This is a genomic window from Xenorhabdus eapokensis, assembly GCF_001908105.1.
Map to the genome: position 1 here is coordinate 309760 of NZ_MKGQ01000001.1, position 13951 is coordinate 323710.

9 protein-coding genes are annotated in these 13951 nt (G+C 42.1%); 4 read left to right on the forward strand and 5 right to left on the reverse strand.

What is annotated here, in order from left to right; all coding sequences use genetic code 11:
• Positions 1–145: 145 nt before the first annotated feature.
• Both Xedl_RS01335 and ppsR read right to left on the reverse strand, forming a co-directional pair.
• On the reverse strand, positions 146–1192 hold the full coding sequence (locus Xedl_RS01335) for a 3-deoxy-7-phosphoheptulonate synthase (protein ID WP_074022266.1): 1047 nt from the start codon (positions 1190–1192) through the stop codon (positions 146–148).
• Between the two features lie 152 nt (positions 1193–1344).
• Entirely contained in the window at positions 1345–2208 is an 864-nt protein-coding gene (gene ppsR, locus Xedl_RS01340; protein ID WP_074022267.1) for a posphoenolpyruvate synthetase regulatory kinase/phosphorylase PpsR, read from the reverse strand.
• 190 nt (positions 2209–2398) lie between these two features.
• Here ppsR and ppsA point away from each other — a divergent pair, with 190 nt between their 5' ends.
• Positions 2399–4777, forward strand: coding sequence for a phosphoenolpyruvate synthase (gene ppsA, locus Xedl_RS01345; protein ID WP_074022268.1), 2379 nt, complete (start codon positions 2399–2401; stop codon positions 4775–4777).
• A gap of 440 nt (positions 4778–5217) precedes the next feature.
• Here ppsA and ydiK read toward each other — a convergent pair whose 3' ends face one another.
• Positions 5218–6327: an AI-2E family transporter YdiK gene (gene ydiK, locus Xedl_RS01350; RefSeq protein ID WP_074022269.1), complete on the reverse strand. Its 1110-nt coding sequence runs from the start codon at positions 6325–6327 to the stop codon at positions 5218–5220.
• A 214-nt stretch (positions 6328–6541) separates the two neighbouring features.
• Between ydiK and ydiJ the strand changes: the two genes are divergently transcribed.
• The 3 genes from ydiJ (at position 6542) to Xedl_RS01365 (ending at position 11229) form a co-directional block, all read left to right on the forward strand.
• The gene (gene ydiJ, locus Xedl_RS01355) at positions 6542–9613 is read left to right on the forward strand and encodes a D-2-hydroxyglutarate dehydrogenase YdiJ (RefSeq protein WP_074022270.1); all 3072 of its coding nucleotides are present in this window, start codon (positions 6542–6544) and stop codon (positions 9611–9613) included.
• Complete coding sequence (locus Xedl_RS01360; RefSeq protein WP_074022271.1) at positions 9610–10023, forward strand: hotdog fold thioesterase; 414 nt, start codon at positions 9610–9612, stop codon at positions 10021–10023. The genes ydiJ and Xedl_RS01360 overlap by 4 nt, the downstream gene beginning before the upstream one ends.
• A gap of 153 nt (positions 10024–10176) precedes the next feature.
• On the forward strand, positions 10177–11229 hold the full coding sequence (locus tag Xedl_RS01365) for a L,D-transpeptidase family protein (RefSeq protein WP_074022272.1): 1053 nt from the start codon (positions 10177–10179) through the stop codon (positions 11227–11229).
• 63 nt (positions 11230–11292) lie between these two features.
• Here the strand turns inward: Xedl_RS01365 and Xedl_RS01370 are convergent, their stop codons facing one another.
• Positions 11293–11529 carry a major outer membrane lipoprotein gene (locus Xedl_RS01370; protein ID WP_047770169.1) on the reverse strand — a complete coding sequence of 79 codons (237 nt, stop codon included), beginning with the start codon at positions 11527–11529 and terminating at the stop codon, positions 11293–11295.
• Positions 11530–12063: 534 nt separating this feature from the next.
• Positions 12064–13473 carry a pyruvate kinase PykF gene (gene pykF, locus Xedl_RS01375; RefSeq protein ID WP_074022273.1) on the reverse strand — a complete coding sequence of 470 codons (1410 nt, stop codon included), beginning with the start codon at positions 13471–13473 and terminating at the stop codon, positions 12064–12066.
• Positions 13474–13951: the final 478 nt, after the last annotated feature.

A 13951-nucleotide genomic window follows, 5' to 3' on the forward strand; every position in this document is an offset into this window, starting at 1 on the left:
GAGAATAATTATCGTTTCAACTGTGGTTAACTTCAAGCTCTTTTTTCTTCACTTGAAATGGTGTTTTAATATTTTGATTTTAAATGATTTACTTCTTTAGATGATTGGCTCCGACGGTCGGCAGGAGCCAAAATAAGGAAAGGATTCAGGAACGATTTCTCATGGCTTGGTCAAGAATATTGATAAATTCTTCCGTATCCTGCCAACCAAGGCATGGATCGGTAATAGATTGGCCATATGTCAAAGCTCCTTCTTTGGTAACTTTTTGAGTTCCTTCGACTAAAAAACTTTCAGCCATAACACCAGCAATAGCGGTTGAGCCAGATTGGATTTGTTCGCCAATATTTTTTGCTATATCCAATTGACGATGATGGACTTTCTGGCAATTAGCGTGGCTGCAATCCACAATTAAACGTTCAGGTAAGTGAAATTCACGTAATTTCTGGCAGGTTACCGTAATATCTTCAGCACTGTAATTCGGTTTTTTCCCACCACGCATAATAATATGTCCATAGGGATTTCCACTGGTTTGATAAATAGTCATCTGACCATTTTTATCTGGGGACAAAAACATGTGCTTGGCTCGCGCTGCACGCATTGCATCAATAGCGATAAGTGTATTGCCATCCGTTCCGTTTTTAAAACCAATTGGACATGACAAAGCAGAGGCCATTTCTCGGTGAATTTGGCTTTCCGTTGTTCTGGCGCCGATTGCTCCCCAACTAATTAAATCGGCAATATATTGACCCGTGACCATATCCAGAAATTCTGTAGCAGTCGGGACGCCTAATTCATTGATATCAATTAGTAGCTTACGAGCCAGGGTGATCCCTTTATTAACCCGGCAAGAGCCGTCCAACATAGGATCTGAAATTAAGCCTTTCCAGCCAACAACGGTTCTCGGTTTCTCGAAATAGGTTCGCATTACAATTTCCAGATTTTGCTGGTATTTTTTGCGCAGGGTGTGTAAGCGAGAGGCATAATCAAGGGCGGCATCAACATCATGAATGGAGCAGGGACCAATAATGACCAATAGACGTTGATCCTCCCCTGTTAGGATAGATTGAATACGCTTTCGTGACAATGTCACATTTTGTAATATTTTGTCTGATATAGGATATTGTTCTGCAAGCGTTTTAGGTGTGATTAGGCTATCAATGCGGAGGGTTCTTAACTCATCTGTTTTGTACATATACTTTCTTTCTCGGATTCTACTTCTTATTGAGACAGAGTCTGAAATGACTGGGGAATTACAATAACTCAACCCCCAGTAAATTCAACAGACAATCATAATATTTGCGCGAGAAAGTGTTGTGAATAAATATTGTTAAATATGTTTTGAAATTAGAACATACGGCGTTTTAATCCCATGCTGTCAATAATTTTGGTCGAAATCTCTTCGACAGAATAATTAGTTGTATTCAGGTAATTGATCTTATTTTTTCGGAATAAAGCCTCAACTTCAGCGATTTCAACCCGACATTGTCGCAATGAAGCGTAACGGCTATTTTCACGCCGCTCTTCACGGATAGCAGCAAGCCTTTCTGGGCTAATCGTCAGGCCGAATAATTTATGCTGAAAGGGTTTTAAAGCGGCGGGTAACTGCAAATTATCCATATCATCTGCGGTAAAAGGATAGTTTGCAGCCTGAATACCAAATTGCATGGCAAGATAGAGGCTGGTTGGTGTTTTCCCGCACCGAGATACACCAAGAATAATGACTTGCGCCTGATCAAGATTACGTAATGAAATACCATCATCATGGGCGAGAGTGTAATCAATAGCCGCAATGCGTGCATCATATTGCCCCAAATTTTTTCTAGATAAACCGTGGGTTCGGTGTAATTCTGGTTTGGGTTCGATGCCAATTTCTTGCTGCAATGGTGCAACTAATGTTTGCACAATATCCTGACAAAATCCGTTGCTGAGGGTAATAATACTTTTAACTTCATCCGAAATGATGGAATAAAAAACTAATGGCTTAATTTGGGTTTGCTGGTATATCGCATTGATTTGATCTCTGACTTTCTCAGCTCTGGTTTTGCTCGTCACGAAAGGTAAGGTATAGGAAGTAATAGCAATTGGAAATTGGGATAACACGGCATGGCCTAATACTTCCGCCGTGATTGCTGTTCCATCAGAAATAAAAAATACACTGCGTTTCGGTGTTTCATTTTCCGCAGTTTGGGGAGGATGGGTGTCTATCATGATCTCTCTTCTTTTATCGTTATGCCCTTAGGATTTTTTCCGAATTATACCCGTAAAAAAATAATATTGTTGGGTTGATCGATTCACCTTTCTATATCTGGCAAGACAATGTGCTAGGCTATTTCCTGCTGTGAAGTGCAGCTTTAATTTTCCGATTTGTACCTCCGAATGTAAAAAAGGATAGTTTCTAATGTCCAATAGTGGCCTCACCCCAAACAATGTGCTCTGGTATAACCAATTAGGCATGAATGATGTTAATCGGGTTGGTGGTAAAAACGCCTCGCTTGGCGAGATGATCACCAATCTGGCTGAACTGGGCGTGTCTGTTCCTAATGGTTTTGCGACAACGGCACAGGCATTTAATGATTTTCTGGAACAAAGTGGTGTGAACCAGCGTATTTATCAATTGCTGGATGAAACCAATGTTGATGATGTTAATCAATTGGCTAAAGCTGGTGCGCAGATCCGTCAGTGGGTGATTGATACGCCATTGACAGTCCAGCTTGAAAAAGATATTCGTGATGCCTATCTGCAATTGTCTGAAGGCGAGCCTGATGCCTCTTTCGCCGTGCGCTCTTCTGCAACAGCGGAAGATATGCCAGATGCTTCTTTTGCTGGACAGCAAGAAACTTTCTTGAATGTGCAAGGCATTGACGCGGTGATGGTGGCTATCAAGCATGTCTTTGCATCCCTTTTTAATGATCGTGCCATTTCTTACCGCGTCCATCAGGGTTATGACCACCGTGGTGTTGCACTTTCTGCCGGTATACAACGCATGGTGCGTTCTGATTTGGCTTCGTCTGGGGTGATGTTTACGATTGATACTGAATCAGGTTTTGATCAGGTTGTGTTCATTACATCTGCTTATGGTTTGGGGGAGATGGTTGTGCAGGGGGCGGTAAACCCTGATGAATTTTATGTCCACAAACCGACGTTGAAGAACAATCGGCCTGCAATAGTGCGCCGTAATCTTGGCTCTAAAAAAATCCGCATGGTTTATGCAGAGAGTAAAGAGCATGGGAAGCAAGTGCGAACAGAAGCTGTCTCAGAGGAATTGCGCAATCGTTTCTCTTTGGCCGATAGTGAAGTGGAAGAGTTGGCCAGACAGGCTTTGCTGATAGAGAAACATTATGGCCGTCCGATGGATATCGAGTGGGCGAAAGATGGACACAATGGCAAGTTATATATTGTTCAGGCTCGTCCGGAAACGGTTCGATCAAATCAGCAAGTCATGGAACGTTACCAACTCAATGAGCAAGGCAATGTCTTGATAGAAGGTCGGGCAATTGGGCATCGTATTGGTGTTGGAACAGTCAAGGTTATCCACAATCTTAGTGAGATGGATCGCATTCAAGTGGGAGATGTCTTAGTCACCGATATGACTGATCCGGATTGGGAACCGATCATGAAAAGAGCAGCCGCTATTGTCACCAATCGTGGTGGACGGACTTGCCATGCCGCTATTATTGCTCGTGAACTGGGTATTCCTGCTGTTGTTGGTTGTGGCGATGCGACTGAACGTTTGCAAGAAGGCCTACAGGTAACGGTTTCTTGTTCAGAAGGTGATACGGGGTACGTTTATCAGAATAAATTAGACTTTAGTGTTCAGAGTTCCCAAATTGATAAACTGCCGGAATTGGATGTGAAGATCATGATGAATGTGGGTAATCCTGATCGCGCATTTGATTTCGCTTGCTTGCCAAATGAGGGGGTTGGTTTGGCTCGACTGGAGTTTATCATTAACCGAATGATCGGTGTGCACCCTCGCGCACTGCTTGAATATTCCAAACAACCTCTTGAGCTGCAAGAGCAAATTAACTCGTTGATGGTTGGTTATGATAATCCGATTGAGTTTTATGTAGGGAAATTGACGGAAGGGATTGCAACGCTCGCAGCGGCATTCTGGCCTAAGCGTGTGATTGTTCGCTTATCAGATTTCAAATCCAATGAATACGCGAACTTAGTGGGTGGAGACAGGTATGAGCCACATGAAGAAAACCCAATGCTGGGTTTCCGTGGGGCAGGGCGTTACGTTTCTGACAATTTCCGTCAATGTTTTGCTTTGGAGTGTGAGGCGATCAAGCGGGTACGCAATGTGATGGGGTTGTCTAACGTTGAAGTGATGATCCCGTTTGTGCGTACCGTTGCTCAGGCGGAAGCGGTGATAGCGGAATTGGCATCTCAAGGTTTGAAGCGCGGTGAGAATGGCTTGAAAGTCATCATGATGTGTGAAATTCCATCGAATGCGTTGTTAGCAGATCAATTTCTTGAATATTTTGACGGCTTCTCAATTGGCTCAAATGATATGACGCAATTGGCTTTGGGATTAGATCGCGATTCTGGTGTGGTATCCGAATTATTCGATGAACGTAATGAAGCGGTGAAACAATTGCTTTCTATGGCAATTCGAGCAGCTAAACGGCAGGGGAAATATGTTGGTATCTGTGGGCAAGGACCTTCGGATCATGAAGATTTTGCTCAATGGCTAATGAAGGAAGGAATTGACAGTTTATCATTGAATCCTGATACAGTCGTGAAAACGTGGATTGCGTTAGCTGAAAATAATTAGCTGGAAATAACTCATCGCATTTAATTCAAATATAAAAGCCTGTTAAGATACTTTCAGGCTTTTATATTTTATGTCACATGATTTTTGAATGCAAAAAAAAAGCCTATCATGGGCTGACAGGCAAAGACTACACACAGCAATATATATTACTTTATGGAACCTAGCCTATGGCGTTATAGGCCTAGGTAGCAATACTCTGGGAAACATTTGTTTCGATGAAATGAATACTAATTTAATAAGTTGGCTTATTCATTAAGAATCCTCTTAATAAATAGAGATTAGAAAAGAAATTTTGTGAAAATAACTTTTTTGCAACAATTTTTTGCAGTAGGTTTTATTTTTTTCGAAAAATAACTTTGTATTTTGGATAGAATCTTGATGATATATTTACTAGTTTTATAATTGCGCGAAAATATTATTTTTTTCGCGCAATCATTTGGTTATTTTATGTGCTTTTTCCCGAAATGTTTTTTTATGTCTGTCATTTTTTCTTCGGGCTTAGGAACTTCATTCATCCACGCCAATAGTAAGCTGTAAGAAACAGCCAATACAACAGGCCCAATAAATAGCCCGATGACACCCAATGAAAGTATCCCGCCGATGACACCAGTAAGAATTAACACCATAGGTAAATCAGCCCCAAGACGGATCAGGAAAGGGCGCAGGACACCATCCATTGTGGTTAATATCAGGCTCCAGATAATTAAAATGGTTCCCCAGGTTGTTTCTCCCGTCCAATAAAGCCATGCAATAGATGGAACGAGAACAAGCAGAGGCCCAAGCTGGGCAACACAGCATACAAACATCAGTACTGTCAATATCATTGGATACGGAATGCCGACAATGGCCAGTCCAATTCCGCCTGCAATGGCTTGAACCAATGCCGTTACCACCACGCCAAGAGCGACGGCTCGGATGGATTGGGCAGCCAGCAACACGACGGCATCCCCTCGTTTATCTGCCAGCCGGATAGCAAAATGGCGGATACTCAGCATCACCTGATCACCTTTCCAATAAAGTAATACACTAAACATGACCATCAGTGCCAGATGGAAAAGAAAGCGCCCTGCATTAGCCGCTTGGGTGAAAAACCAGGTTGCTGCTTTACCGATGTAAGGGGGAATTTTGTTGAGAAGCATGTTACTGCCATCAGCAATCAAATCCTGCCATTTAAGATATAAATCTTTACCAATGACAGGTATCCGATTAAGCCACTCCAACTGTGGAAGTTGGAAAGAGGAAGGCGATTTTGCCCATTCAATCAATGGCGCACTGTTTTCTACCAGGCTGCTGACAAGTAATGCAATAGGGATAACAAACAACAAAACTAATAGCAACGTCATGATAGAAACTGCAATCCAGCGTTTTCCCCATAATCGTTGTTGTAATTTCTCCAATAATGGCCAGGTTGCGATAACTACCATTCCTGACCAAATAAATCCTAAAATAAAGGGACTTAAGACCCAAAAGCTGGTGGTAATGAGCAATAAAATGAAGAATAGAGCAAATAATAGTTTAGGTAAATCTGGGTGTGATTGTGATTTTTCCATGAAATCATTTCTCAAGTAATTAAAAGTGGTATTGGCAGTAACAACGGTAATTAAATATAACGTTATTTCACTGGTTGCTCAAAATCGATAAATATTGTGATATGGTTGAAAGCCTGCCTACTCAGAAACCAGAAAATTATCTTAGTTACGTTATCCAAGATAGTATACAGATAAAGCAATGTGGATATTTATTAGAATAAGGGGCAATTAGCCAATGATCCCACGTATATCACAAGCCCCCCATGTCAGTGAACTGGCACAGGACTATTTGACTGCACTGAAAGAAGTTGGTTTTACTGGAGATACCGCCAGTAGCTATGCCGACAGGCTGACTATGGCGACAGATAATAGTATTTATCAACTATTACCACAAGCCGTTGTATTTCCTCGTTCCAGTGCCGATGTTGTATTGCTGACAAGAATAGCAGAAGAGAAGCGTTTTAAGACTCTGACCTTTACCCCACGCGGCGGGGGAACGGGCACGAATGGGCAATCACTTAACAATGGCATTGTGGTGGATATGTCCCGTTATATGAACCGCATTCTGGAAATCAATCCAGAGCAAGGATGGGTAAGGGTAGAAGCCGGTGTTATCAAAGATCAGCTTAATCAATATCTAAAACCTTTCGGTTATTTTTTCTCCCCAGAACTTTCAACCAGTAATCGTGCCACGTTGGGCGGTATGATCAATACCGATGCTTCCGGTCAGGGATCGTTGGTTTATGGCAAAACCTCGGATCATGTATTGGGTGTACGCGCTGTTCTACTGGGAGGGGAAATGTTAGATACCCGTCCTATGAGCACAGCATTGGCGGAATCGATTGCCCAAGAAGAGAGCATCGTTGGTTGTATTTATAAAACGGTATTGGAGCGTTGCCGCGAACAACGGCAATTAATCATTGAGAAATTCCCTAAACTCAATCGATTTCTGACGGGATACGATTTACGCCATGTATTCAGCGACGATATGCAGTCTTTTGATCTTACCCGTATTTTGACGGGTTCTGAAGGTACGCTGGCCTTCATTACTGAGGCGACACTGGATATCACGCCGTTACCTAAAGTCAGACGACTGGTAAATGTCAAATATAACTCCTTTGATTCTGCCCTGCGTAATGCCCCCTTTATGGTCGAAGCCAAGGCGCTCTCAGTTGAGACGGTAGATTCGAAGGTACTCAATCTGGCGCGTGAAGATATCATCTGGCATTCAGTGAAAGAACTGATTACTGATGTGCCTGATAAGGATCTGCAAGGCCTGAATATTGTCGAATTCAGTGGTGATGATGAACAGAAAATTGATCAGCAGTTGCAGGCGCTTTGCTTACGCCTTGATGAATTGATAGAAAAAAATCAGGCGGGCATTATTGGCTATCAGACGTGCCATGAGTTAGTGGATATTGAGCGCATTTATGCCATGCGAAAAAAATCCGTTGGATTGTTAGGCAACAGTAAAGGCCCAGCTAAACCTATTCCGTTTGTCGAAGATACCTGTGTTCCTCCTCAACATCTTGCCGATTATATCGCTGAATTTCGCCAGCTTTTGGATAATCACAACTTGAATTACGGCATGTTTGGACATGTAGATGCAGGTGTTTTGCACGTGCGTCCTGCGTTGGATATGTGTGATCCTCAACAAGAAATTTTGATGCAACAAATTTCTGATGAAGTTGTTCATTTGACGGCCAAATATGGTGGTTTGTTATGGGGAGAACATGGGAAGGGTTTTCGGGCAGAATATAGCTCTGCCTTTTTTGGTGAGGTCTTGTATAACGAACTGCGCCGAATAAAAGCGGCGTTTGATCCTCTCAATCGACTGAATCCGGGGAAAATTTGTCCACCCATTGGAGTCGATGCCCCAATGATGAAAGTCGATGCAGCCAAGCGTGGAACTTACGACCGTACCATCCCGATCAATGTCAGGGAGGCATTCCGCGGAGCGATGGAATGTAATGGTAATGGATTATGCTTCAATTTCGATGTCAGAAGCCCAATGTGTCCATCAATGAAAATCAGTCAGCACCGCATACACTCCCCCAAAGGCAGGGCGACCTTGGTAAGAGAGTGGTTGCGGCTTTTGACAGAACAAGGGATTGAACCCAAATTGTTGGAGTATGGGCTGGATCAAGCGAGTCCCAGTTTACGCGGGCTGATTGAAAAGACACGGCATAGTTGGCGGGCGTGGCGAGGTGAATATGATTTTTCACATGAAGTTAAAGAGGCAATGTCAGGTTGTTTAGCCTGTAAAGCGTGTTCAACACAATGCCCGATCAAGATCGATGTTCCTTCATTTCGTTCACGTTTCTTAGCGTTGTACCACAGCCGTTACTTGCGTCCATTGCGTGATCATATTGTTGCTAATGTTGAACACAGTACGCCATTAATGGCAAAGGCCCCGCGAGTATTTAATTTTTTTCTGAAGCAACCGTGGGTACAAAAAATTAGCCGGCATACCATTGGCATGGCTGATCTACCGTTACTCTCCTATCCGACATTGCAGCAACAACTTGCCGGTCATTATGCTGCAAGGACAACTCTGGAACAGTTGGAAGGCTTATCGTCACTACAGCGTGACCAACATGTGCTTATTGTCCAAGACCCTTTTACAAGTTATTACGATGCGAAAGTGGTCACCGATTTTGTCTTGCTGGCAGAAAAGTTGGGGTATAAACCGGTCTTATTGCCCTTTTCACCCAATGGAAAAGCCCAGCATATTAAGGGGTTCTTGAATCGATTTGCCAAAACCGCGGAAAAAACGGCTGACTTCCTTAATCGGATAGCGCATCTGAATATTCCTATGGTAGGTGTCGATCCTGCTTTAGTTCTGTGTTACCGAGATGAATACAACGCTATTCTCGGTGAACGGAGAGGGAGTTTTAACGTTCAGTTAGTACATGAATGGCTGACCAGCATTCTACCGGAAACAATGTCACAAGAAAAAAACGATAATTCAATATCCAGACATGACTGGTATCTCTTTGGCCACTGCACCGAAGTGACAGCATTGCCTAATAGCGGTAAACAGTGGGCTGATATCTTCTGCCATTTTGGTCATCAATTGAATCAAGTCAGTGTCGGCTGTTGCGGCATGGCGGGTACATATGGTCATGAAAAGAAAAATCTGGAGAAATCCATTGGCATCTACAAACTTTCATGGGCTCCGGCACTGAAAAATTTGTCCTTAGAACATTGCCTGAGTACAGGGTATTCATGTCGCAGCCAGGTGAAGCGCATAGAAGGAAAATTACTTAAACATCCATTACAAGCCTTATTGGAGATAATGCCGTGATTTGGAAACGTAATATAGATGTAAATACACTTAATCAATTTAATGGTGAGTGTATGGTAAAACATGTAGGGATCGAATTTACCCAACTTGGCGAGGATTTTATCGAAGGAACAATGCCAGTCGACCAACGAACTAAACAGCCATTCGGGATCTTGCATGGCGGAGCATCTGTGGTATTGGCTGAAACACTCGGTTCGATTGCTGGTTATCTTTGTTCGGAAGGCGAACAGAAAGTGGTGGGGGTAGAAATTAATGCTAACCACCTTAAATCAGTTCGTGAAGGTGTGGTTAAAGGGGTTTGCAAACCTGTCCATCTTGGCCGTTCACATCAGGTCTGGCAGATTGATATCTACAATGATCAGCAACAATTATGTTGCACATCTCGCCTGACAACGGCCATTTTATCTTAGCTATTTTGTTTTTTTATTCCTGTCAGTATTTCACTGGCAGGAACAGCCGAATATATACACCTCTCTTTAATAACTACGAATGAGATAGAATAGTTTTGTAAAATAGACTATTAATTAACCACAAACATTCAATATCATTTTCAGGAAGCACGTATGAAGCGATCTTTAACTGTTATCGGCATGTTCTTGATTGGCATGTTGTCGTTAAGCGGATTGACTAATATCGCCCATGCTATCGAGTATCCATTGCCTCCTGCTAATAGCCGTCTGATTGGCGAAAATTCTACCTATACTGTGCCCGATGACGGGCGCCCGTTAGAATCCATTGCAGCCAAATACCAAATAGGATTATTGGCGATGTTGGAAGCAAATCCTGGGGTTGATCCCTATTTACCTAAACCTGGCACTGAGTTAATTATTCCATCACGGATGCTGCTTCCAGACACGCCTCGTCAAGGAATTATTATCAATCTGGCTGAACTTAGGCTCTATTATTTCCCTGAGGAAAAAAATTATGTTGTTGTGTACCCTATTGGAATAGGGCAACTTGGGCGTAACACGCCGACTATGACAACATCAGTCAGCCAATTGATTAAGAACCCGACATGGACACCCACCGTTAATATTCGCAAGGATTATGCTAGTCGGGGAATTATTTTACCTGCCGTAATACCCGCAGGTCCAGATAATCCAATGGGGGATTTTGCCTTACGTTTAGCCGCTGGGCGTGGTGAATACCTGATCCATGGAACAAATGCGAATTTTGGCATTGGTATGCGTGTCAGCTCAGGATGTATTCGTTTGCGGCCTGATGATATCGAAGCCCTGTTTCAGACTGTTCCGCGAGGAACGCGTGTCCAGGTCATTAATGAACCGGTGAAATATGCCATAGAGCCAGATGGTAAGCGCTATGTGGAAGTTCATCAGCCACTTTCTAATAAAGAGACAGATGATCCACAAACAATGCCTATTCCACGTTCTGAAGGCTTAGTGAAGTTTATTAATAATCGTGCAACAGATGAATTCCGTGTTGATCAAGCTATTATTCGCCGTTCAGGAATGCCAGTACAGGTGAATAATGGGCAAGTGGAAAAGGCGATTTTAGATCCAATTGAAGATACGGAAGAAACGGTTACCTCAGGAATTAAACCGGCCAAGATACCGCTATTACATCAGCCAGGGCCGATTTATCAACCTGAAACGTAAGGAATAGGAATGGCGTACAGAGGTACGCCATTTTTTAGCAACAATTTCTACCTACTGTAAAGATTATTTCTTGTATGAACGAACTTGGTTATCAAGGCGCTGGTTCGCGCGAGCAGCTTCATCTCTGGCTGATTGTACATCAGAACGGATAGAACTGAGATCACTGCTCAATTGGTCAACTTTAGAACCGAGAGTTTGAACCTGAGAGGCGAGTTGCTCAACTTTAGTCGCGCTTGAGCAACCCGCTAACAGAGTAGAAGCCAGAATTACTGCACCAAATACAACTTTAGTACGATTCATCACATTACCCTCTAGATTAAGTTAATCTCCAAGTAGCTATCTAAGTATTACACAAACTATTTTAGAAAGAGAATAAATTTTTGCTATGAAAAAATTTTTACCATTTTTTATTTCAAAATAAATCAGTAATTTTTTGATATCGACAATAAAGGGTTACCGAATAAATGATTTAACCAGAATAATCTTAACTGTTGCGTGATGTCTATTCCATTTTTGTCTTTTCATCATAATAAACATAGTGCTACTTATCTGTTTAATTAATTTAATGATAAAAGGATAATTGAATCAATATTGTTAAATTAACATGAATTATTGTTATATAAAAAATCCGCAGAGATAAACATAATTGAATGAAAATAGTAAAATATTCTTGTATTTAGCAGTAACTTGAAATAAGAATATTAGTTTATAACGTTCACTACGACGATTGTGCACCATAGAAATATAAAAAGCCCAATTTGCATAAATATGGGCTTCTTTATGATTCCAGTACTGTCCAAATTTAGACAGCACTGTTGTTTAATTTATATAGTCTTATAGCACGTGAACGGAGGAAGTGTTTGTGGTGCCACTAGGTACTAATGCACCAGATACCATGACAACGATATCGCCTTTGTGTGCCATACCACTTGCTAATGCCGCTTCTTTACCAATACGGTAAAAATCATCGGTAGAGGCGATTTCTTTGACAACCTGAGTGGAAACACCTTTGATCAACAGCAATTGGCGGGCAGTGATTTCATTGGTTGTTAACGCAAGGATTGACGCATTAGGGAAATATTTGCGGATAGATCGTGCAGACTTACCACCATATGTTGCCACAACAATTAATGGAGATTCCAATTTCTCTGCGATTTCAACCGCACCACGGCACACGGCTTCGGTAACGCGCAGTTTCTGAGTTCTGGTATGTTCAATTCGGCTGCCCATAACGCGATCTGTGCGTTCACAGATTGTTGCCATGATAGAAACGGCTTCAACAGGATATTTTCCTTTCGCACTTTCGCCAGAAAGCATCACAGCATCTGTGCCATCTAAAATAGCGTTAGCAACATCGCCAGCTTCAGCACGGGTAGGACGTGGGTTTTTGATCATTGAATCCAGCATTTGGGTTGCAGTGATAACAACCTTACGCGCTGAATTACATTTTTCGATCATCATTTTTTGTGCGAAGATAACTTCTTCAACTGGGATTTCAACACCCAGATCACCACGGGCAACCATGATACCGTCAGATGCTTCGAGAATTTCATCGAAGTTATTCAGACCTTCCTGATTTTCGATTTTAGAAATGATTTGGATGTGTTCGCCGCCATGCGCTTTCAGGTGTTCACGGATTTCCAGAACATCGGAACGTTTACGGATAAAAGACGCCGCAACAAAATCTACGCCTTGCTCACAACCGAAGATCAAGTCTTGTTTATCTTTTTCTGCTAGTGCTGGCAGGTTGATGGAAACATTTGGCAGGTTAACGCCTTTGTTTTCACCCAAGTCGCCGTTGTTCAATACTTCACAGATGACTTCGGTCGCGGTAGTTTCTTTAACTGTCATGGCAATCAAACCATCATCAACCAATACGGTGTTTCCTGGTTTTAGATCTTCTGGCAGTCCTGCATAAGTCACGGCGACACGATCTCGATTGCCGATAACAGATTTATCTGTTGTAAAAGTGAAGGTTTGACCCGCAGTAAGGGAGACGTCATTGCCATCTTCCAGTTTTATGGTACGGATTTCAGGACCCTTAGTATCCAGTAAGATTGCTGCTTTTTTGCCAGTTTTTGCTGCGACCGCGCGAATGTTTTTAATGCGTTGACCATGTTCTTCGTAATCACCGTGAGAAAAGTTCAGGCGCATCACATTCATACCCGCATTAAGCAGTTCGGTCAATTTCTCTTCGGATTCTGTTTTTGGCCCGATAGTACAAACAATTTTGGTTTTTTTCATGACAATCTATCTACTGATTTAATGGATTAAAAGAGTGAATCACTAGCCATTAACATTTATGCCTGCATCATCTGCTGTTTTCAGTTGCGCAACATAGTGGAATGGATAGCAATGGAAAATGGATAGCAGTAAGCGTCAAATGGTTTTTCAGCGTGAAGTTAGGTATGTGTAGATATGTGGATTTAGTTCGACTAATCATCTGTAATTTTTTCTGGATTCGGTAAATTAATTGGCTGAAACCATTCAACTTATGACATAAGCGTATTATAGAGACTAATTTCTGTGAAATGAATCAAAAAATGGCTCTGGCAAGGATTTCCATACAGAAAAGAGAAGATAGTTATGGTTCATGATTAAAGAAATCAGAGAGTTGTTGCGCAAACAAGATATGATTGAATTTTTGAGTACACAGGTAGATTGGGTTGCTATTTAGTTCATGAACCAAGAAGGTATAGAATGAAAAAACTGGAAAAAGTTA